Consider the following 19,579-nt stretch of genomic DNA (forward strand, 5'->3'; position numbering starts at 1 on the left):
GCGTCCACGGCTTGGGTGGTCTACGGGGGACGCCGCCCCTGTCAGTGCCGGGCCGTGAACGGCCCGAAATGACGAGGTCAGGGGCCGGCATCCGTTTCAGCTGGTCCGGTAGCGGGTCGCGAGGTCAGGACTCTGGGCCTTGAAGGCCGCCAGGTCGGCCTCGAAGACGCTGTAGAGGAGCCCCGCGTTCTCGACACCGGGGGCGCAGACGACTTCGCCGAGTTCCAGTCCGCGCAGTCCGGCCGTGACGACGTCGTCGGCGGTCATCCGGGGGACGGCGCTCATGTCCAGGCCCTGGCGCTCATGGAATTCGGTGGCGACCACGCCGGGGCACAGGACCTCGACCTTGACGCCGGTGCCTTCGAGTTCTGCGCTCAGGCACTGGGACATGGCGACGAGGTGGGCCAGGGTTCCCGCATAGACGGCGCGGCGGGGCATCTGGGAGTGCGGGGCGGGGCCGCTGAACGCGATCATGCCGGCCACGTTGATGATGGCGCCTTGGCCGCGGTCCCGCATTCCCGCGACGGCGGCGCGGCTGATCATGGTGGGGGCGAGGACCTTGACGGTCACCAGTTCGCGGGCCTTGTCGGCGGGCAGGTCGGCGAGCGGCATGTAGTGGGCGACGCCCGCGTTGTTCACCAGCAGGGTCAGTGGTTCCCCCGCGCAGATCTCGGCGACGGTGTCGATGCCTTCGCCGGTGGACAGGTCGGCCGCGACGGTGCGGACCTCGACCTCGGGGTGGGCGGCGGCGAACTCTTCGAGTCGTTCCCGTCGGCGGCCCACGATCACGAGGTCGTAGCCGTCGGCGGCCAGGCGCTCGGCGAATGCCCTGCCGATTCCCGAGGTGGCGCCGGTGACAAGTGCGAGCCTGCTCATGAGCGGTATTCCTTTCGATTTCAGGCCGGGCCGCTCGTCCCCTCCGCGGAGACGAGCACCCCCGATTCGGTCGGCGTCAGCCCTGGCTACCAGGCGAGCTCGCCCGTCGTCTCCTGGAAGGTGCCGGTGGGGCCGTCCTTGCCGATGGACGCGAGGCGCACGATGACCTCGGCGCTCTCCTGAACCGGACGCCCACCACCCCCGAAGGGGGCAGTGAGGTCGGTGGCGGTGTAGCCGGGCTCGACCGCGTTGAACTTGATATCCGGCAGCGCCTTGGCGTACTGGACGGTGAGCATCGAGACGGCCGCCTTGGTCGCCCCATACACGACGAAGGCGTTGTGCGACTCCTGGCGCTCCGGGTTGGTGACCGCCCAGAATGAGCCGAGGCCGCTGGAGATGTTCACCACGACCGGGTTGTCGGACCTGCGCAGCAAAGGCAGCGCGGCCTGGGTGACGCGGACGACGCCGACGGCGTTGGTGTCGAACTCCACAAGCGCGGTCGCGCCGGTGAGCCCGTCGACGCCGACGAAGCCGTCCCCGATGCCGGCGTTGTTGACGAGGACGTCGAGACGGCCGTCGCGTTCCTCGATCACCCGCATGGCGGCCTCCACCGACGCGTCGTCGGTGACATCGATCCGCAGGAAGCGCGCGCCGAGTTCGGCCGCGGCCGCCTCTCCTCGCGCGATGCTACGCGCCTCGATGTAGACGGTGTGGCCCGCCGCGATGAGTCGGCGGGCGGTCTCGAAGCCCAGGCCCTTGTTCGCCCCGGTGATCAGTGTTGTTGTCATGCCCCCAGGTTTCGGTGCGGCGGCGTGATCAGCCAGTCGTCCCGCCTTCCTGGGACTTCCGGTACCAGGCAGGTCAGGGGCCGACCGGGCACACTGGTGGGCATGAGGGCGACGGAATTCGGACAGGCGGTGCGCCGCTGGCGCGACCGGGTCTCGCCTGAGACGGCCGGCCTGCCCGCCGGCGGACAGCGGCGCGCGGCAGGGCTGCGCCGCGAGGAGCTGGCTCTGCTGGCCGGGATCTCCGTCGACTATGTCACCCGCCTCGAACAGAGCCGGGCGACCAACCCGTCGGCTCATGTCGTGGAGGCCCTGGCCCGGGCGCTGCGCCTGTCGGGAGACGAGCGCGCGTACCTGTTCCGGCTGGCCGGGCTCGTGCCGCCGGGACCCGAAACAGTGCCCGCGTACATCACCCCGAGCGTCCAGCGAATGCTGGACAGACTGGCCGGCATTCCCGTCGGGATCTACGACGCGTCCTGGACGCTGCTCATGGCCAACCCGCCGTACGCGGCGCTGATGGGCGATCCGTCCGGGTGGCGCGGCAACGAACGCAACGCCGTGTGGCGCAACTTCCTCGGCCCGGGCAGCCGGGTCCGTCACACACCGCACGAACAGCGCGCCTTCGAGGCCGCGGTGGTCGCCGACCTGCGCGTGACCGCCGGCCGGTATCCCGCCGACCAGCGACTGCGGCGCCTGGTCGCACAGTTGCGCACGAACAGTGAGCGGTTCGCCGAGCTGTGGGACGCGGGCGTCGTCGGCGAGCAGCAGGCCGCACGCAAGACCATCGAGCACCCGCAGGTGGGCCCTCTGACGCTGGACTGTGACGTGCTCAGCGTCGCAGGCAGCGACCTGCGGATCATGATCTACACGGCCGAACCCGGCACCCAGGACGCGGAGCGCCTGGCCCTCCTGTCCGTAGTTGGGACACAGTCACTCGTCGGATGAGCCCCCGCCCGCGTCCTCACGTGGTCGTGGCGGGATTCGGGTCGATGAACGCCGAGCCGAAGACCCACGGAGAGGTCTGGGCGATGAAGTCGGCCGGGAATCCGAGTGTGAAGCCGGTGGCCTCCTCCAGGCGGGCGACGGCTTCCGGCGGAAGGGAGAGGTCGGCGGCGGCGAGGTTGTCGCGGAGCTGGTCGGCACTGCGTGCCCCGACGATGGGATGGACGGCGCGGGAGCGGCTCATCGTCCAGGCGATCGCCACCTGTGAGGGCGTGGCGCCGAGGTCGTCGGCGACCTCCTGCACGACCCGGGCGACGGCGTGATCGCGAGCCGAGAGCGACTCGGCGTTCAGCCGGCCACCGGATGCGGTCTCCGGGCGGGTGTACTTGCCGGACAACACCCCACCGCCCAGCGGGCTCCACGCGGTGACGCCCAGCCCGAGGGACTCGGCCATCGGCAGCAACTCACGTTCGATGTCCCGCTGCAGCAGGCTGTAGGGGACCTGGAGGCCGATGAACGGACTCCAGCCGTGCCACTGCGCCAGCGTGTTGGCGCGGGACACGACCCAGGCGGGGGCGTCGGAGATGCCCACGTACAGCACCTTGCCCGCCTGGACGGCGTCGTCCAGCGCCCGCATGGTCTCCTCGATCGGCGTTTCACGGTCCCACATGTGCACCCAGTACAGGTCCAGGTAGTCCGTGCGCAGCCGGCGCAGGCTGGTCTCCAGCGACGCCCGCAGATTCTTGCGGTGATTCCCGGCCGCGTTGGGGTCGGCGCGGTCGCGGGACACGGTGTACTTCGTGCCGAGGACGAACGACTCCCGCCGGCCGTCCAGCAGCTCTCCGAGGATCTGCTCGCTGGCTCCGTCGCGGTAGTTGATGGCGGTGTCGATCATGTTGCCGCCGGCCTCGGCGTACTGGTCCAGCATCTTGCGGCACTCCGGCAGCGGCGCGCCGACTCCGCCCTGCTCGCCGAAGGTCATCGCGCCCAGGATCAGATCGGACACACGCAGGCCGCTCGCGCCCAAAGTCCGATACCTCATGCCGTCACCGATCCGGTGAACAGCTCCGCGGCCCGGGAGACGATCTCATCGTGCGACACGTCCCGCACGTGCTCGTCCAATGCCCAGCGGTGCCCGAACGGATCTAACAGCTGGCCTGTGCGGTCACCCCAGAAGGCGTCATGCACCGGCTCGAAGACCGAGGCTCCCGCCCCCAGTGCCCGCGCCCAGGCGGCGGCTTCGGTGTACCAGGTGGCGGCCTGGTCGGGGTCGGTGACGACCAAGTGGATCGCTATCTGCGTCATGACCATGACCATACACACTGTCCGGATAGCGCGTCCATACGATATGTCCATATAGCTTGTCGTATGCTGAGGCGCATGCCCGCCAAGCCTTCCGCACGCACTGCCCGCCGATCCGGTGCGGCGCCCGCATCGGCCGAGCTGCGGGAGCGGATACTCTCCGCGACGCGCGAACTGCTGCAGGAGAGCCGCTTCGACACCCTCAGCGTGGCCGACATCCTGACCGCCGCAGAGGTGTCCCGGGCCAGCTTCTACTTCTACTTCCCGAGCAAGCAGGCCGTGCTCGGCGAGCTCGTGCGCGAAGCGGTGACACAGGGGCAGGAGGCGGCACAACCCTGGATCGACGGACGGCAGGACCCGGTCGCCGCCCTCCGCGCCGGCGTGCGGGAGGGCGCCCGTCTGTGGAGCGCCAACGCGGGCGTTCTCATGGCGATCGTAGAGAGCTGGGGTTCGGACGAGGATCTGCGAGCTCTGTGGCTCGAGCAGATGGACCTGTTCACCGACGCCGCCGTGGCGCGCATCCGATCCGACCCGCACGTCCTCCGACGACTCGGCGACGCGGACGTGCGCGCCGTCGCCGCCTCACTGACCTGGATGGGCGAACGGCTCTACTACCTCGCCGCAGCCGGGGTGCCGCCCTTCGACGATGAGGAGACCCTCGTCGAGGTCCTCACCGACGCGTGGACGTCGATCCTCTACGGCCGGCGCGACCCCGCACAGTTGTCGGAGGCCCGGCCTACTGTGGGTGACGACACAGGATCCGCGACGAGAGACAGAAGGTCCTCATGACGACCCTGCCCGATCGGCCGAACACCGCACTGCTCGTCATCGACGTCCAGAACGGGGTGATGGCCGGCGCCCACGACCGAGACGGCGTGATCGCGAACGTCAACACCCTGGTGGACAAGGCTCGCGCCGAGGATGTGCCCGTGGTCTGGGTGCAGCACTCAGACGACCAGCTCAAGCGGGACAGTGAGAGCTGGCAGTACGTGGCGGAACTGGTCCGCCTCGATTCGGAGCCCCTCGTCCACAAGACCTACGGCGACTCGTTCGAGGGCACCGACCTGGAGGCGCTGCTCGCCGAGCGCGGGGTGGGCCGGCTCGTCGTCACAGGCGCCCAGACCGACGCGTGCATCCGCTCGACTCTCCACGGGGCGTTCGTTCGCGGGTACGACGTGACGCTGGTCGGCGACGCGCACTCGACCGAGGACCTCAGCGCGTACGGCGCGCCGCCCCCGGACCAGGTGATCGCGCACACCAATCTCTACTGGCAGTGGCAGAGCGCACCCGGACGACGCGGGGGGACCGTCGACACGGCGGAGGTCACCTTCGCGGCGGGCGACGCGGGCTGAGCCCGGGCGGCCGCCGCGAGTGCCGCGGTCGCCCCAGGTGAGAGGCCGGTGCGCCCGCAATCCACTCGATCCACTCGAGAAGAACGACGTCTCGGCGTGGACGGATCACGAGTCGGGGCCGGCTTCGGCGATCAGCGCGGTGCCGACGGAGCGGAAGCCGAGCCGTTCGTAGATCCTTGCCACGTCCGCGTCACCCGCGGAGAGGAACACCGTGGTGACCCCTCGCGAGTGGGCGTCGGCGGCCAGAGCGGCGGTGACCGCGGACGCCAGGCCCCGGCGGCGCGCGGAGGGCAGGGTGCCGACACCGACGATCTCACTGACCTCCCCGACCGGTTGATGCCGGCCCGAGCACAGCGCGACGCCGTCGGCCGTCGTCGACACGGCGACGACGGTCAGCCCGGCGCGCATGCGTTTCCTGACGGCCTCCACGGGCTCGTCGCCGCTCTCGGCGACCTTCGCCGCCAGTTCGGCGACACCGGCCGGGCCGACGCCCGTGCCGGGGTCGGCGAACGCCAGGTGCACCAGCGCCAGAGCGGAGGGCAGAGCCGGATCGTTCACGTCGAGCACCCGCGCCCCGCCGTTCGCGGCCGCCGGCCCGCCAGGGCCGAGAACCATCAGCGGGTGCTCATGCACCTCGAGCCCCGACGCCTCCACCGCCGCCCGAAGGCCGGGCGTGGTCTCGGCGACCCATTCGAAACTCTCCGGGATCCCCAGCTGCCGCTGACGTTCCCGCACGCGCAGCACATCGTCGAGACCGGCCGCGCCGGCCCGGCCACGGGTCGGGCGAGCGTAATACGGGAAGCCTTCGCCTTCGCGCACGAACAGGGTCAGGGGCCCGAACTCCTCCGCCCGCGCCGCAGATCGGGGAACCGCGTCGTAGTAGCACTCGAGCCGGTCCAACAGGTCCCGATGATCAATATCCTCCACAGTCACGGGGAGCACTCAACCAGACGCGACGCCGCCGCGACCACTCGGTTTCTCGCCGCGCCGCCGCTCAGGCGGCTCGTGGCCCCGGGCCGACGAACTTTCCTCGTCGCGCTCCCCAGATACGTGCGCGGGTGCGGCCGGTTCAGCCGGTGAAGAACGCCGTCAGCGCGGGGGCGATGGCGGTGGGGTCGACGTTGTGCGGCTGACCGTCCAGGGTGTGGCGTCGCGCGCCGGGCAGCGTGGCGGCGACGGCCTCGGCGGCGACGGTCAGCCACGGGGTGGTGCCTCCGTCGATGACCACGGTGGGGACGGTGACCGTCGCGATCCGGTCGGCGGGCAGGGAGAAGTCACCGGTGATCGCGGCGTCGTAGACGAGGGTGTGCGCGATGGCCTCCATGGCCGACCGGCCGGGCATGGCGCGCATGGGCGCGACGAACTCCTCGGGAATGCCGACGGCGGCGATGAAGAACAGGTCGAGCATGTCGCCCCTGCGGTCCTCGTCCAGAAGGCGAGCTAGCCGGTCCGCGTAATCGGCGGGGACGGCCGGGCGGCTTCCGGGAAGGATGTACGGGGGCTCCCAGACGGCGAGCCCGGTGATGGACAGACCGCGCGCCGCGGCTTCCAGGGCGATGATGCCGCCGCCGGACGTGCCGTAGACCAGCGCCGATCCGCCCGCTTCGGTGATGAGCGCCTGGATGTCCTCGTACTCCCGGTCGACGGCGTACGGGGTGGTGTCGCCGCTGTCCCCGCGGCCGCGGCGGTCGTAGTTGTACACGGTGAAGTGCTCGGACAGCAGGTCGGCCAGGGTCGCGTTGGCCGAGCGGTCGGTCGGGCCCCCACCGATCAGAATGAGCGCGGGCCCGTGACCGAGCCGGTCGAACGCGATCGGGGTGCCGTCCGCCGAGATGACCTTGTTCATGATTCTCTCCTGGTCTTCACGCCCGCCTCGCGGCCGGGCTCGTTGTGCCTTCGACCACGCCTCGATCGGCGAACGGCCGTTTCGACACTCCGGACTGATTTTTTCGAGAGATTCTCCGATGAACTTCTGAGTGGGCTCCCCCGCCCTCTTGATCATCTCCTGGAGCTCGTGCGAAGACGCGGCGGCCCCGGACGTGGTGGGGCTCTCCTCAGATCTCCTGGGCCGCGAAAAGTTCCAGGTGGGCGCACCGCGGGCATCGGTAGGCGTCGACCTGCCACCGCTGGCGGCCTATTCTCTTGGCGCCCCCGAACGGGCCTCGTTCGAGGGCGCCCGCGATCCAGCGCAGGTATCCCTGCGAGCTCTGACCGGCGTCTTCGACGAAGCCCGGTTCCAGACCGACCTCACCGCATTGTGTGCACTTGAAGTCATTCACCTTGGGGAGCCTAATCGCCTGCCGCGCCGCGGTCGCCGGCCATCAGGGCGCACTCGCCATCACCTCGTGCAGCTTGGCGGCGAACGTCTCGGGCAGCGCGCCGAAGCCGCCGTGGTCGCCGGGGAAGGGCACGGGCGTCGTCCCCAGCCGTTCGGCCACCGCGGCCGCGGCCCGGTTGGGCGGCTCGCCCTCCGACGCCTCGCCCATCGCGGCCACCACCCGCACCCGCGACGTCCGGAGAGTGGCCAGGTCGGGGACGTACCTGGAGAACGGCGGCACCTCGTAGCCGATGAAGAACTCCATGTTCCGCCCCAGACGCGCCATCATCTCCAACGTCTCCGGGTCCGGCTCCCCCTGCGGGGCCTCCTCGCCGCCGGGGATCCGGCGTTCCTCGCCGGAGGACTCCTCCGCCGGCTCGCCTCCGCTCATCCGCAACCCGGCGGCGAGGGCCTGATTGGCGGCTCCGGCACCCTCCTTGAGGAAGGCGTCCTCCACCTCCTGCACGACGGCGCGCCAATGGTCACGGTCGGGCAGCAGATCGAACAGGGGCGGCTCGTGGGCGACCAGCAGGCGCACCTGCGCAGGATGACGGACGGCCAGTTCCAGGCCGATCATCGCGCCTGAGCTGTTGCCGAACACGTATGCTGGCGCGTCCGCCGTGACGCCCACGGCCTTCAGGACGCGGTGCGCGTCGTCGCCGTGGACCTCGATGCTCTGGTGCTCGGGCGGCCCGTCCAGCGGGCTGCGCGAGTTGCCGCGCCGGTCGTAGGTCACCACCGTGTACCGGTCGGCCAGGCGGTCGGCGAGGCCGGCGTACCCGGCGGCGTCGTAGACCCCGCCGCAGATCAACAACGGGACCGGGCCGGAGCCCCGGACCTCGTAGTAGAGGGTCGCGCCTGGAACCCTCAGCATGTCCGTCTTCGTGGCTGCCACGGTCGTTCTCCTTCGGAACTCAGCGGGTCTCGGCAACACGGAACGTGGGCGACCCTCTCCGCGGTCTTCCCAGCGTGAAGAACACCTTGCTCATCACTCTCTCCCCTGTTGCGAGGTTTCACAGGGCAGTCGGAGCAGGCGGCCACATCTCTACATCGGGCCGGAACCTTTTCGGCCGCATTCGGCCCGGCGCAACTCGCCGGCGAAGGCGACGACGCCGGGGATCAGTCCCAGCGCGTGATGGAAGAACGCCACGTCAGCTTCATCGCCGGAGCGTCCGGACGATGACGCCACGCCGAACGCGACCCCTAGCCGGTGCGGCGGGAACGGGCCAGAGCCAGCCCGCCGAGGACCATGGCGATCAGCCCCACCACCACGGCCACAAAGCCCCCGACTATTCCGTAGCCGGTGCCGGGACCACCCTCGGCCGCGGCCACGACCAGTCCGCCGATGACCGCGCCGGCCAGCCCCGCCACCGGGGCCACGATGCCCCCCCTTCTCCCGGTGCCGGTGCCGATGCGACCGGCGGAGCGGGCCAGAGCCAGCCCGCCGATGACCACGCCGGCCAGCCCCAGCAGTGCGGCCACCACGGACCAGAGACGCCCGGCGGTCAAGGTGTAAGCAGTGGCGGGGTCCGGCTGGACCACGACGTGCGCGGCCGCAGGCGAGGCAAGCCCGAAACCTACGATCAGGGCTGCTCCGGCCACCGCAAGCGCAAATCGGACTGACATGAGGTGCTCCTTCTCGTCCCACGACTGGATGTCGCCTGATCATGTCCGCCGGACCCACCGCCGGTCGTCCAGCAGACGTAGGCGATTCGCGCTGCCGCCGATGCCATAGCCGGTTGCCGCGGACGCCGCAGGAGCCGGGAAGGTACCGCGCGTGCGGTAGAAGGCTGTTCATCCGTGCGCAGGAGTCGCCCGCGCGAACATCGGGTTAGGGTGCGCGCATGAGCACAGTCCGGTTCGGTGTCCGGGCAGGTGTCACAGACTGGGCGATCGCCGTCGGCGTGGCGGCGACGCTGCTGGTCACCGGGCTGTCCGGGCAGCACTCCGCCACGTACCTCGACCTGCTCGGCTACGCGCTGCTGGCGGCCGGCGGCCTGGGGCTGGCCGCGCGCCGCCGGGCTCCGGTTCTCGTCCTGGCCGTCACCGGGCTGTGCGCGGTGGGCTACCAGGCGGCCGGTTTCGACGTGCCTGCCGTCGCGTACCTGTTCGCGGTGTACTCAGCCGTACGAGCAGGACACCGCGCCATCACGGTAGTGGCGAGTGTGAGCATGCTGGCGGCTCTCCCCCTCGCGGCCCTGGCCTCGGGCCTGCACGACACGGGCGAGGCGTTCGCGCAGGCACGAGGCGCCCTCGAGCTGGCCTGGCTGATCGCCGCCGGCGCCGCGGGTGAAGCGCTGCGGCAGGCTGAACGGAGGGCGGACGAAGCCGTGCGCACCCGGGAGGAGACCGCGCGGCACCGCGCCGCCGAGGAGCGGCTGCACATCGCGCGGGAGCTGCACGATTCGCTCACCCACCAGATCTCGGTCATCAAGGTGCAGGCCGAGGTCGCCGTCCACGTGGCCCGCAAGCGTGGCGAACAGGTGCCGGAGGCCCTGCTGGCGATCCAGGAGGCCGGACGTGAGGCGACCCGGGAGCTGCGCGCGACCCTGGAGGCGCTGCGCGACGACGACACGACCCCGCCGCGTGGGCTCGACCACGTCCCGGAACTGGTGGAACGGGCCCGGACCATCGGCCTGGACGCGACGCTGACGATCGAAGGACAACGACACGACGTACCGGCCGCGGTGGACCGGACCGTCTACCGGATCGTTCAGGAGTCGCTCACCAACATCGCCCGTCACGCGGACGCCGCCACGGCGTCGGTCCGGATCGACTATCGTCCGGACGCCCTCGCGATACGCATCGAAGACGACGGCAAGGCAGCGGCGAACACCACTCCGACGTCCGGCGTCGGGCTGCTCGGCATGCGCGAACGAGTCACCGCCCTCGGCGGTTGGCTGCGTGCCGAACCACGCGGCGAGGGCGGCTTCACCGTCCAGGCCGAACTCCCCGTGGACCAGACGGCATGATCCGCGTCCTGCTGGTCGACGACCAGCCACTGCTTCGCAGCGGATTCCGCGCGCTCCTCGACCTCGAAGACGACATCGAGGTGGTGGCCGAGGCCGCCGACGGGAAGGAGGGCCTGGCTCTGGTCAGGCAACACCTGCCCGACATCGCTCTCATCGACATCCAGATGCCCGTCATCGACGGCATCGAGGCGACCCGGCGCATCGCCGCGGACCCGGCCCTGTCCGGGGTGCACGTCGTCATCCTGACCAACTACGGCTTGGACGAGTACGTCTTCAACGCGCTGCGCGCCGGCGCCGCCGGATTCCTCGTCAAGGACATCGTGCCGGAAGACTTCCTGCACGGCGTACGCGTCGCCGCGCGTGGTGACGCCCTGCTCGCCCCCTCGATCACCCGCAAGCTGATCAACAGGTACGTCACCCAGCCGGTCACCGTCGGCGCCGGCACGGGGCTGGAGGAGCTGACCAACCGCGAGCGCGAGGCCGTCGTTCTTGTCGCGCAGGGCCTGTCCAACAACCAGATCGCCGACCGCATGATGATCAGCCCCATGACCGCGAAAACCCACATCAACCGGGCCATGGCCAAGCTCCACGCCCGCGACCGCGCTCAGCTCGTCGTCCTCGCCTACGAATCCGGCCTGGTAGCCCCGCGCAGCTCCTGATATCCCCTCCCCATCCCCCGGTCCCCGGGTCCGCGAGGCCGCGTACGGACGGAGTCACAAGGCGGGGACCTCCAGGTCGTCCAGCATCGCGGAGTAGCGCCGGCGCGCCCGCGCCGCGGCCATCACGTCGCCGAGCCGTTCGTAGGCGGCGATGAGCGTCCGCCACGCCGGGTCGTGCCACTCGTCGATCTCCAGGCATCGGACGGCCGCGAGCACCGCCGCGTCAGGCCGGCCGGCGGCGAGCCGCAGGGTGGCCAGTTCGCTCGCACACTCGGCGGCCTGCGTGCGCAGGACGTCACGCTCGTGCACGACCCACTCGGCGGCGCCGTCCTCGGGCAGCAGGTCACCGCCGTACGTCGCGAGCATGCTCTCCAGAGCCGGGGCCGTGCGCGGCCCGCGCAGCGCCCGGCGGAACTCGGCGACGTCGCACGGCGCGTCGAGGAGGTACGCCTCCCCGCGCCGGGCGACCACCCGGGCCAGGCGGTGGGCGGCGAGCGAAGTGCGCAGCGCGGAAAGCGCGACGTGCAGCCCGCGCGTGGCCGCCGCGGGATCGCTCTCGGGCCACAGCGCGGCGAGCAGCACGTCACGGTGCACCGGGCGGCCCGCGTTGACGGCGAGCAGGCGGAGCACGGTGCGCGCCTTCGGGCGTACGGCGGACAGGTCCAGCGCGTCTCCGCCGACCTCGACGGCGAAACCGCCGAAACACCGCACAAGGAGGTCACCCTCCTCCGGCATGTCATCGGTGTGCGCCCGCCCCCGCACCGGTGCACGAGGAGCCTCCGGCACGTGCGCGGGGCGGGACGCGTGAACCATGCGGGCGGCCGTGGCCAGCGTGCGCGCCGCGGGCACCCCGGCGGCCCGTGCCTGCGCGTCCGCCTTCCTCGCCTCCTCCGCCCCCGCCCCAGGAAGCACGGCTCGAACGGCCCGGGCCCAGGCGGCGAACACGCCCGCGCCGAGCGGCAGCGCGAGCCGTACGACCTCGTCGGCGGCTTCGTGATCCGGCCGGCCCCACAGCAGGTCGGCGAGGCACCACACCGAGGCGGCCAGCAGCGCCCCCCACGGATCGCGGTCGCCCTCGCATTCCTCGGCGATCCTGCGGGCCTCCTTCCTGTCGGGATCCGCGCCGCCGAGCGCGGGCACGACTCTCGCCATCCGCGACAACCAGGGCAGGCGGGCCCGCTCGGCATCGTCGGCGAGCCTTTCCAGCGCGACGGCCGCACCGGGATCGCCGTCGACGGCCGTGAGGGCTCCGCGTACGAGTCGCAGCGCCAGGCCGTCCAGGTCGAGGGCGTCCGGGTCGGCGGTCGCGGCCAGTCGCCGCGCCGTGGCCACGTCCCCGGAGAGCAGCCGGGCGGCGAGCACGGCCACCGGCCGCGTACAGGTCACCTCTGCGGGGTTCGCCCGCGTCGCCGCACGCAACTCGGCCGTCCAGTGCGGGTGCGTGCCGCCGACGGCGGCACGCGGCGACCACATCGCGGCGAGCGCGCGATGGCGCCGGCAGGCGGCGAGCGCCGAAGGGTGCCTCGCCCGCTGCTCCGCCTGCCGCAACACGTCCACGGCCTGGTCCACGCGCCCGCGGCTGAACAGGTGGCGGCCCTGCGCGAGCAGCAGCAGCGGCTCCTCCGCGACCAGCCAGGCAGGCAGCACGTCATGCCAGAGATCACCTGCCTCCCGCGGACCCGTCTCGGGCGAGCCGGGCACCTCCGACTCCCGGGGTCCCTCGCCGAGTCCGGTCCTCGGGATGAGACGCCGTACGGCAGGCCAGTCGGCGGCCCGCGCGTACGCCTGTGCGGCGTCCGCGTAGGCGCCCTCGGCCTCGAGCAGGGCGGCCGCCCTGCCGTGCCACTCCCGTGCGCCCTGCTCTCCGAGGTCCTCCGCGAGCTCGATCTCCAGGTGGGCGCGCAGCGCCTCGTGGTAGCGGTAGGTGCGGCCGTGGTCGGGGCTGAGCGTGAACGCCTGCAGGGCGGCGAGCCGGTGAAGGTGCCTGCGGGCGTCGTCGGTCCCGAGCAGGAGGTCGCACCGTTCCGCCGTCAGCACGGTGAAGACGCACGTGCGCACCAGGAAGTCGCGTGCGCCCTCGGGCAGGTCGGCCAGAACGGTCCGCGCCAGGTAGGCCTGCGACTGGGGCAGCCTGCCGTCCAGGGCGCGCACGGCCGCCCGGCGTTCGACCTGCGACCGCCCGGACGTCGAGAGGTGGAACATGTGCAGTCCGGCCGCCCAGCCGCCCGCGCGTCTGGTCAGCACGGCCGCGTCCTCGGGCAGCAGCGGCTCGGCGTAGACGTCGCGGAACAGTCGCTCGACCTCCCACGTGCGGAAGCGCAGCGCGTCCTGGCCGATCAGGTTCACCGGGCCGAGCTCGTGACGGTGCAGGTTGATGCCGGGCACCCGGCGGCTCGCGAGCACGGCCTGGACGGGGGCCGCGCTCAGCAGGCGCTCGATGTGGGCCTCGGCGGCCGTGCCGTACAGGAGGTGGAGGTCGTCCACGACCAGGAGGCTCCCCGCGGGGATCTCTCGTGCCGCGTCGACGAGGGCGACAGCGTCCGCGTCGACCAGGGGGCCGGCGTCCTCGCCCGGATCGGGCAGAAGCGGGGCGAGCGCGGCTCCGAGCCGGCGTGCCAGCGCCGGCAGGGCCGCGTCGCCGGGCTCCAGCCGCAGCCAGGCCACCGGCCCGGGAAAGCTCGCGGCATGGTGGGCCAGGAGCGTCGTCTTCCCGCATCCCGCGGGCCCGGTGACGACCGTCACCCGGCGCGCCGGACCGCTTCCTGACGCTCCGCTCAGCTCGGCCACCAGCCGGCCCCGCACCAGCCCGTCCAGCTCCCGCATCATGGGGCCCAGCGTGACCCGGACCCGCGGGGCCGCGCATGAGTAGCCCCCTACCCAACCGCCCGTCCCCGAGGTGGGGGCCGCTCAGACGTCGAGGACGTACCTGCTGACGAACTCGTTGGCGAACGTGCCGGCGGGGTCGAGCTGACGCGCCAACTCGCGGAAGTCGTCCATCCGGTCGTATCGGGACCGCAGGGCCTCCGGGGTCACGGTGAAGAGCTTCCCCCAGTGCGGCCTGGCGTCGAAGGGCGCCAGCCGCTCCTCGATCATGGTCAGCACGGGAAGCACCGCCTCGGTGTCCTTGACCCACGTGAAGTGGAAGGCCACGGTGTCGCGCCCGTAGGAGGGGCTCAGCCACAGGTCGTCCGCCGCGACGGTGCGGATCTCCGAGATCTGCAGGACGGGGGCGATCCGGTCACGGATGTCGTCCAGCGCGCGCAGCGCCGCGACGGCGTGCCGCCGGGGCAGCAGATACTCCGCCTGAAGCTCCTCACCGCTGCTCGGGGTGAAGTCGGGCCGGAAGTGCGGGAGACGCTCGAACCAGGGGCCGGGGACGCCCATCTGGGTCGTGCAGGCGTCGGCGGCCACACCGGGAACGGGGTGCCGCGGGCCGTCCGCGGGCGTGGCCCCGAACAGGCTCTGCACGGGGGTGCCCGCCTCCCCGCCGAGGCGTTCCTTCACCCAGACCTGGTTGATCCGGGACGACCGCCAGTCGGTGAACAGGCTCACGCTGTAGGCGGAGGAGACGATGTCCTCGAAGTGATCGTCGAGGACCTCGCCCGCGAGCCCCTCATAGACGTACTGGCGCACCTCGAACGCGGGGGCGATGTCCAGCGTCATCGTGACGACCGCGCCGAGCGCGCCGAGCGCCACGACGGCTCCGCGGAAGCGGTCCCCGTCCTCGTCACGGCTCAACGTCACGAGGTCGCCGTCCGCGGTGACCATCTCGATCGCCGCGACCGCGGTGGCGAGACCTCCGTTGGCGTTTCCGGAGCCGTGCGTGCCCGTCATGCAGGACCCGGCGACGGAGATGTGCGGCAGAGACGCGAGGTTGGGAACGGCCCAGCCCTTTTCGTGCAGACGGCGCCCGAGTTCGGCGTAGCGCACGCTCGCGGCGACCTTGACGGTCGCGGACGCGCTGTCGATCTCCACCTCGGGCGGCAGGCCGTCGAGTGCGACCAGCGACCCCGCCGAGTCGGCGATGTCGTTGAACGAGTGCCCGCTGCCCAGCACGCGGATCTTCTGGCTGCGCGCGACCAGTCCGCGCAGCTCCTCCAGGGAGGAGGGCCGTTCGACGCGCTCCGCACGGAAAGCGACGTTGCCCGCCCAATTCGTCACTGTATGGGTCACTTGAGGTGTTCCTCTGATTCAGCTCACGAAGTCGGATCTGCCGTACGTGCACGATAGAGCACGAGCACAGACGGAGACCGGGCGCCGTGTTCACACCCCGTCCCGGCGGCGGGCGTCCTATTCGCCGACGGTACGGCCGGGCGCCCTGCCGGAGTGATACCGCCGCCGCCTGGCGGATGTGGCCAGCGCGGCGGCCCTCGCCGCCTCCGTCGGCGTGAACGGCAGCGCCGGGCGGCTCACCAGCAGCGCGCGTTCCGGATGGACGGACACGACCAGGGTCGTCCCGAGTTCCCCCGTGCCGTCGACGGTGTCGCCGGGACGCCGCCAGTGGACCGCGGGAGCACGCAACAACTCCGCCATCGCCTCGGGCAGCCGATGGGGTTCCTCACTGACGCGATGCGCCAGGACCAGGGCCTGGACCCCGGGATCGACCAGATCCTCGACATGGGCGCGCACGATCACGGTGTCGAGGCCCCCGGCCTCGCCGACGGCCGACCGCAGGTCCCGCATGGTGAGGTCGGTGGGCGCCTCGATCACGAACTCGTCGAGGGCGTCGCATCCGGAGGGCGACGTCGCGCTGCTGCCGGTGGCCGCGATGTGCAGGGCGAGGACGTTGCAGCGCAGACGGGCGAAGGCGCCGGCGAGCCCGGCCAGGCGGCCGGGCCTGTCGACCACGCGGGTGCGGATGCGCCACAGGCTCATGGGCCGGTCCTCGTCGACGTCCCCCGGCTCACCGGGAGGGCGGACGCGCCCCGGCTCACCGAGAGGGCGGACGCGCCCCCGCCGCGTACTCAGCCGTTTATGGACGAAGGCCCCGGCGATCACCGCCACACCCAGGCCCACGAGCACCATGGGACCGGGGTCGGTGTGCCCGAGGAGGATGGCGAGCAGATGGGCCAGGCCCACTGTCATGAACAGCACCGCCAGTTCCACGGCCTCGCGCTTCCATGACGCGGAGACCTCGTCCGGGGTGCGGGCCCGATCGGCACCGTGTGCTTCACTCATGGGGCCAGGCTGACCGTCGGTTGTTTCACGATCACGCAGTGTGCAATTACGGCAGCATTAAACCGTCCGCACGTCCGGGCCGCCTCCTCCGGGCCGGCGTCACCCCGCTTCGCTCGATGACGTACGGCGGAGCACATGGCCGCGGGCGGCCGCGTCGCCGGGACCGTCCCGCTCGGCGAGCCGGTCCGCGACGTACCGGCGGTGGGCCTCGTCGACGTTGCCGCCGTACTTGAACTTGCCGTTGATCTTCTGGACGGCCAGGCGCAGGCCGCGGATGCCGGGAAGTCTCCTGGAGTGCTCGCGGGGATCGGCCAGGCCGCCGTCCAGGCGGGCCAACTGGGCCCGCAGGATCTCGAGCACGCCGTCCGCGTCGGTGACGATCTCCGCCCGGCAGACCAGTTGCACGGCCGCGTAGTAGGTGGTGGGGACGCCGAGGCCGGGCTCCTCGTCCGTCCCCGGCAGGGCCTTCCACGCGCCCTCCACATACGCCCAGTCACCCGCGACGGACAGCACGACCATGGGGTTCTCTTCGATCGCCGCCCAGATCGGGTTGGGCCTGGCCAGGTGCAGCACGATCGCGGACTCACCGGTCACGAGGAACTGGGTCGGCACCACGACCGGCACCTCCCGGTCGCGGCCGGAGGCGACCAGATGGCCGAACTCGTTGGCACGGACGAAGGCCAGCGCCTCGTCGTCGGCGGCAGCGTCCCAAGGGTGAATCAACACACGGTGAAATGTATGTACATTCCAGCATGAACGGCAATCGAGATGTGGAAGCCCCGCGCCTCCCGGAGGGGAGATGCGGGGCGGGCAGGCACGCCGGGCCGTCAGTTGTTCGGCGGGGCCGCACTGATGTCGGACAACGCCGAGGACGGATCCCGGTCCACGGCCATGTCGCCGATGGAGACGATCCCGACCGGGTGGCCGTTCTCCACGACCGGAACCCGGCGCACGGCCTTCTGGCGCATCAGGCGCACGACCTCGTCGGCGTCCTGGTCGGGGGTGACGGTCGCCACGTCGGAGCTGCAGAGCACCCCGATCGGAGTGGCCGTCACGTCGCGGGTCTCGGCCACGGCACGTACCACGATGTCGCGGTCGGTCACCACGCCGCACAGCCGCTCGCCGTCCTCGATGACCAGGACGTCGCCGATGCCCTGGTCGCGCATGAGCTTGGCGGCCTGCGCGACGGTCGCCTCCCTGGTCAGCATTACCGGACCCGGAGTCATGACATCTCGTACTTTTTGCGTCATCTTCCACCCCTCCTTCCGGTTAGCCGCTCTACCCGGAGAGGAGAGGGCTAACCCAGGGCATCCGGTCCTGAGCGCTCCGGGCGTCAGGCGAGACCGGCGTCGTGGGCGAGGAGCGCGATCTGCGTGCGGTTCCCGAGACTGAGCTTGGTCAGGATGTGGGTGATGTGCGCCTTCACGGTGCCGACGCTCATGAGGAGATCGGCGGCGATCTCGGCGTTCGTCAGCCCTTGGGCGATGGCGAGGACGACGTCGTGCTCGCGGGGGCTCAGTCCGGCCAGGGCGTCACGCGCCCGCTCGTACGCGCCGGACGCGGTGGCCACCTTCTCCATCAACCGGCGGGTGATCGCCGGAGACAGGATCGGGTCCCCCGACGCGACCCGGCGCACCGCGTCCACTATCTGGGCGGGCGGGGTGTCCTTGAGCAGGAATCCGCTGGCGCCGGCGCGCAGCGCCCGTAAGACGTTCTCGTCGGTGTCGAAGGTCGTCAGCACGATGACCTCCGGGGGGCTCTGCCGCCTCCGCAGCCGGTGAATGGCCGTGATCCCGTCCACTCGCGGCATCCGCAGGTCCATGAGCACGACCTGGGGGGCGTGCGCGTCGATCGCGGCCGGGACCTCGTCCCCGTCGGCCGCCTCGGCGACCACCGCGATGCCGTTCGCGCCGTCGAGCATCAGCGAGAGCCCGGCACGCACCAGAGGGTCGTCGTCCACGATGAGAACGCGTACAGCAAGGCTCACGCGGGCCATGGTAGCGAGGCGCGGAGGCGGAACTCCCCCGAGGTGATCTCGTGGTCGAGCCGTCCTCCGGCGAGCCGTACCCGTTCGGTCAGCCCGATCAGGCCGGTGCCGCTGCCCGGGATGGCGGGCACGGTCGACGGGTCGTCCGGCAGCGGGTTGCGCAGGTCGATGACCAGCCCCGTTCCCGGCCGGCCATCGAGCAACACCTCGACGGGAACGCCGGGAGCGTGCTTGCGGGCGTTGGTCAGCCCCTCCTGGACGACTCGGTAGGCCGTCCGCCCGGTCGTGGCCGGAAGCGCCGCCGGGTCCGCCGTCCGGTCGTCCAACCGCACGCGCATTCCCGCGTCGAGCGACTCGCCGACCAGCCGGGGCAGGTCGGTCAGCACGGGCTGCGGCCGTCCCTCGCCGGCGGTCTCCTCAGGGCCGTCGTCGCGCAGCAGGCTGATGACCTCACGCAACTCGTCGAGCGCCTGGTGCACCCCCGCCCGCACCACGCCGGCGGCGCGGGACAGCTTCTCCGGAGACGCGTCGGGACGGAACTCCAGCGCGCCCGCGTAGGTGGCGACCAGGGAGAGCCGGTGGGCCAGGACGTCGTGCATCTCACGGGCGATCTGGGCGCGCTCGGCGATCCTCGCCTCCGCGACTCGGCGGCCCTGCTCCGCCTCCGCGCGGTCGGCGCGCTCACGCAGCGACACGATCAGGCTGTGCCGGGCCTGCCCCAGCGCGCCCCAGCCGACCAGCGCGGCGTACGCGACGACGGTCATGAACACCCACCAGCCGTACGACAGCCCTCCCGGCGGTCGCGACAGGGCCTGGATCGCGTGCGCCGCGATCCCCGCCGCCGCCACCGCGCCCGCGACGGGGAAGCGGCGCCATCGGGCGACGTACCAGGCGCTCATGGTGGCTGTCGGCGTGGCGACCGGTGACAGCGCGACCAGCACCGTCAGCGCGAGGGCCCCGGTGACAGGCCGGTGGAGCAGTAAGGGTACGAGGGCGCAGGCCGCCGTCCCGACCACCAGGTCGACGACCAGAGCCGTCGTCGTTCCGTGCGCGTCGGTCTGGCCCCAGAACGCGAGCGCGGTCATCGCGGTCATCCCGAGCGTCACCGCGACCGTGACGGCCCGTCCGGGGACGCCCGCGCGAGGGCTCATCATCTCGGCCGGTGCACACTCATTCACCCGCTCACAGTAGATCGGAGCGCCGGATCCC

Annotated in this window: 21 protein-coding genes; 5 read left to right on the forward strand and 16 right to left on the reverse strand. The window is 71.7% G+C overall.

Annotated elements, in window-relative coordinates; all coding sequences use genetic code 11:
- Positions 1-96: 96 nt before the first annotated feature.
- Both Pmi06nite_RS07920 and Pmi06nite_RS07925 read right to left on the reverse strand, forming a co-directional pair.
- A complete protein-coding gene (locus Pmi06nite_RS07920) occupies positions 97-876 on the reverse strand; it encodes an SDR family NAD(P)-dependent oxidoreductase (RefSeq protein WP_203952229.1) in 780 nt (259 codons plus the stop codon).
- Positions 877-962: 86 nt separating this feature from the next.
- A complete protein-coding gene (locus Pmi06nite_RS07925) occupies positions 963-1,664 on the reverse strand; it encodes an SDR family NAD(P)-dependent oxidoreductase (protein WP_203952230.1) in 702 nt (233 codons plus the stop codon).
- A gap of 102 nt (positions 1,665-1,766) precedes the next feature.
- Between Pmi06nite_RS07925 and Pmi06nite_RS07930 the strand changes: the two genes are divergently transcribed.
- Positions 1,767-2,606 (forward strand): helix-turn-helix transcriptional regulator, encoded by an 840-nt coding sequence (locus Pmi06nite_RS07930; protein WP_203952231.1) that lies wholly within the window; start codon positions 1,767-1,769, stop codon positions 2,604-2,606.
- A 16-nt stretch (positions 2,607-2,622) separates the two neighbouring features.
- On the opposite strand, the gene Pmi06nite_RS07935 is transcribed toward Pmi06nite_RS07930, so the two are convergent.
- Positions 2,623-3,645 carry an aldo/keto reductase gene (locus Pmi06nite_RS07935; protein ID WP_203952232.1) on the reverse strand — a complete coding sequence of 341 codons (1,023 nt, stop codon included), beginning with the start codon at positions 3,643-3,645 and terminating at the stop codon, positions 2,623-2,625.
- Positions 3,642-3,908: a hypothetical protein gene (locus tag Pmi06nite_RS07940; RefSeq protein WP_203952233.1), complete on the reverse strand. Its 267-nt coding sequence runs from the start codon at positions 3,906-3,908 to the stop codon at positions 3,642-3,644. Before Pmi06nite_RS07940 ends, Pmi06nite_RS07935 begins: the two co-directional genes overlap by 4 nt.
- Positions 3,909-3,983: 75 nt before the next feature.
- Between Pmi06nite_RS07940 and Pmi06nite_RS07945 the strand changes: the two genes are divergently transcribed.
- Both Pmi06nite_RS07945 and Pmi06nite_RS07950 read left to right on the forward strand, forming a co-directional pair.
- Positions 3,984-4,694 (forward strand): TetR/AcrR family transcriptional regulator, encoded by a 711-nt coding sequence (locus Pmi06nite_RS07945; RefSeq protein ID WP_203952234.1) that lies wholly within the window; start codon positions 3,984-3,986, stop codon positions 4,692-4,694.
- On the forward strand, positions 4,691-5,257 hold the full coding sequence (locus Pmi06nite_RS07950; protein ID WP_203952235.1) for a cysteine hydrolase family protein: 567 nt from the start codon (positions 4,691-4,693) through the stop codon (positions 5,255-5,257). The genes Pmi06nite_RS07945 and Pmi06nite_RS07950 overlap by 4 nt, the downstream gene beginning before the upstream one ends.
- Before the next feature lie 105 nt (positions 5,258-5,362).
- Here Pmi06nite_RS07950 and Pmi06nite_RS07955 read toward each other — a convergent pair whose 3' ends face one another.
- The 5 genes from Pmi06nite_RS07955 to Pmi06nite_RS07975 form a co-directional block, all read right to left on the reverse strand.
- On the reverse strand, positions 5,363-6,190 hold the full coding sequence (locus Pmi06nite_RS07955) for a GNAT family N-acetyltransferase (RefSeq protein ID WP_203952236.1): 828 nt from the start codon (positions 6,188-6,190) through the stop codon (positions 5,363-5,365).
- Positions 6,191-6,326: 136 nt separating this feature from the next.
- The gene (locus Pmi06nite_RS07960) at positions 6,327-7,103 is read right to left on the reverse strand and encodes an alpha/beta fold hydrolase (protein WP_203952237.1); all 777 of its coding nucleotides are present in this window, start codon (positions 7,101-7,103) and stop codon (positions 6,327-6,329) included.
- Between the two features lie 208 nt (positions 7,104-7,311).
- Positions 7,312-7,536 carry a hypothetical protein gene (locus Pmi06nite_RS07965; protein WP_203974998.1) on the reverse strand — a complete coding sequence of 75 codons (225 nt, stop codon included), beginning with the start codon at positions 7,534-7,536 and terminating at the stop codon, positions 7,312-7,314.
- 42 nt (positions 7,537-7,578) lie between these two features.
- Complete coding sequence (locus Pmi06nite_RS07970) at positions 7,579-8,469, reverse strand: alpha/beta fold hydrolase (protein ID WP_203952238.1); 891 nt, start codon at positions 8,467-8,469, stop codon at positions 7,579-7,581.
- Positions 8,470-8,777: 308 nt separating this feature from the next.
- Entirely contained in the window at positions 8,778-9,200 is a 423-nt protein-coding gene (locus Pmi06nite_RS07975; RefSeq protein WP_239113748.1) for a DUF6223 family protein, read from the reverse strand.
- 218 nt (positions 9,201-9,418) lie between these two features.
- Between Pmi06nite_RS07975 and Pmi06nite_RS07980 the strand changes: the two genes are divergently transcribed.
- Positions 9,419-10,546, forward strand: coding sequence for a sensor histidine kinase (locus Pmi06nite_RS07980; RefSeq protein ID WP_203952239.1), 1,128 nt, complete (start codon positions 9,419-9,421; stop codon positions 10,544-10,546).
- Positions 10,543-11,205 carry a response regulator gene (locus Pmi06nite_RS07985; RefSeq protein ID WP_203952240.1) on the forward strand — a complete coding sequence of 221 codons (663 nt, stop codon included), beginning with the start codon at positions 10,543-10,545 and terminating at the stop codon, positions 11,203-11,205. Before Pmi06nite_RS07980 ends, Pmi06nite_RS07985 begins: the two co-directional genes overlap by 4 nt.
- A gap of 54 nt (positions 11,206-11,259) precedes the next feature.
- On the opposite strand, the gene Pmi06nite_RS07990 is transcribed toward Pmi06nite_RS07985, so the two are convergent.
- The 7 genes from Pmi06nite_RS07990 to Pmi06nite_RS08020 form a co-directional block, all read right to left on the reverse strand.
- Entirely contained in the window at positions 11,260-14,031 is a 2,772-nt protein-coding gene (locus tag Pmi06nite_RS07990) for an AfsR/SARP family transcriptional regulator (RefSeq protein ID WP_203952241.1), read from the reverse strand.
- An 81-nt stretch (positions 14,032-14,112) separates the two neighbouring features.
- On the reverse strand, positions 14,113-15,378 hold the full coding sequence (locus Pmi06nite_RS07995) for a D-arabinono-1,4-lactone oxidase (protein ID WP_203952242.1): 1,266 nt from the start codon (positions 15,376-15,378) through the stop codon (positions 14,113-14,115).
- A 117-nt stretch (positions 15,379-15,495) separates the two neighbouring features.
- Positions 15,496-16,383 carry an ACT domain-containing protein gene (locus Pmi06nite_RS08000; protein WP_203952243.1) on the reverse strand — a complete coding sequence of 296 codons (888 nt, stop codon included), beginning with the start codon at positions 16,381-16,383 and terminating at the stop codon, positions 15,496-15,498.
- Between the two features lie 99 nt (positions 16,384-16,482).
- Positions 16,483-17,109 (reverse strand): FMN-binding negative transcriptional regulator, encoded by a 627-nt coding sequence (locus tag Pmi06nite_RS08005; RefSeq protein WP_203952244.1) that lies wholly within the window; start codon positions 17,107-17,109, stop codon positions 16,483-16,485.
- 101 nt (positions 17,110-17,210) lie between these two features.
- Positions 17,211-17,609 (reverse strand): CBS domain-containing protein, encoded by a 399-nt coding sequence (locus Pmi06nite_RS08010; RefSeq protein ID WP_239113749.1) that lies wholly within the window; start codon positions 17,607-17,609, stop codon positions 17,211-17,213.
- A gap of 107 nt (positions 17,610-17,716) precedes the next feature.
- Positions 17,717-18,379 carry a response regulator gene (locus Pmi06nite_RS08015; protein ID WP_203952246.1) on the reverse strand — a complete coding sequence of 221 codons (663 nt, stop codon included), beginning with the start codon at positions 18,377-18,379 and terminating at the stop codon, positions 17,717-17,719.
- The gene (locus tag Pmi06nite_RS08020; RefSeq protein WP_239113750.1) at positions 18,367-19,548 is read right to left on the reverse strand and encodes a sensor histidine kinase; all 1,182 of its coding nucleotides are present in this window, start codon (positions 19,546-19,548) and stop codon (positions 18,367-18,369) included. The genes Pmi06nite_RS08015 and Pmi06nite_RS08020 overlap by 13 nt, the downstream gene beginning before the upstream one ends.
- Positions 19,549-19,579 lie beyond the last annotated feature (31 nt).

The sequence above is a fragment of the Planotetraspora mira genome (assembly GCF_016863275.1).
GTDB lineage: Bacteria > Actinomycetota > Actinomycetes > Streptosporangiales > Streptosporangiaceae > Planotetraspora > Planotetraspora mira.

Coding starts and splice junctions, on each gene's coding strand:
- Pmi06nite_RS07960 (WP_203952237.1), bottom strand. CDS start 7,103: ATGAACAAGGTCATCTCGGCGGACGGCACCCCGATCGCGTTCGACCGG.
- Pmi06nite_RS07980 (WP_203952239.1), top strand. CDS start 9,419: ATGAGCACAGTCCGGTTCGGTGTCCGGGCAGGTGTCACAGACTGGGCG.
- Pmi06nite_RS07930 (WP_203952231.1), top strand. CDS start 1,767: ATGAGGGCGACGGAATTCGGACAGGCGGTGCGCCGCTGGCGCGACCGG.
- Pmi06nite_RS08000 (WP_203952243.1), bottom strand. CDS start 16,383: ATGAGTGAAGCACACGGTGCCGATCGGGCCCGCACCCCGGACGAGGTC.
- Pmi06nite_RS08015 (WP_203952246.1), bottom strand. CDS start 18,379: ATGGCCCGCGTGAGCCTTGCTGTACGCGTTCTCATCGTGGACGACGAC.
- Pmi06nite_RS07985 (WP_203952240.1), top strand. CDS start 10,543: ATGATCCGCGTCCTGCTGGTCGACGACCAGCCACTGCTTCGCAGCGGA.
- Pmi06nite_RS07950 (WP_203952235.1), top strand. CDS start 4,691: ATGACGACCCTGCCCGATCGGCCGAACACCGCACTGCTCGTCATCGAC.
- Pmi06nite_RS07990 (WP_203952241.1), bottom strand. CDS start 14,031: ATGATGCGGGAGCTGGACGGGCTGGTGCGGGGCCGGCTGGTGGCCGAG.
- Pmi06nite_RS07975 (WP_239113748.1), bottom strand. CDS start 9,200: ATGTCAGTCCGATTTGCGCTTGCGGTGGCCGGAGCAGCCCTGATCGTA.
- Pmi06nite_RS07925 (WP_203952230.1), bottom strand. CDS start 1,664: ATGACAACAACACTGATCACCGGGGCGAACAAGGGCCTGGGCTTCGAG.
- Pmi06nite_RS07940 (WP_203952233.1), bottom strand. CDS start 3,908: ATGACGCAGATAGCGATCCACTTGGTCGTCACCGACCCCGACCAGGCC.
- Pmi06nite_RS07945 (WP_203952234.1), top strand. CDS start 3,984: ATGCCCGCCAAGCCTTCCGCACGCACTGCCCGCCGATCCGGTGCGGCG.
- Pmi06nite_RS07920 (WP_203952229.1), bottom strand. CDS start 876: ATGAGCAGGCTCGCACTTGTCACCGGCGCCACCTCGGGAATCGGCAGG.
- Pmi06nite_RS08010 (WP_239113749.1), bottom strand. CDS start 17,609: ATGACTCCGGGTCCGGTAATGCTGACCAGGGAGGCGACCGTCGCGCAG.
- Pmi06nite_RS07935 (WP_203952232.1), bottom strand. CDS start 3,645: ATGAGGTATCGGACTTTGGGCGCGAGCGGCCTGCGTGTGTCCGATCTG.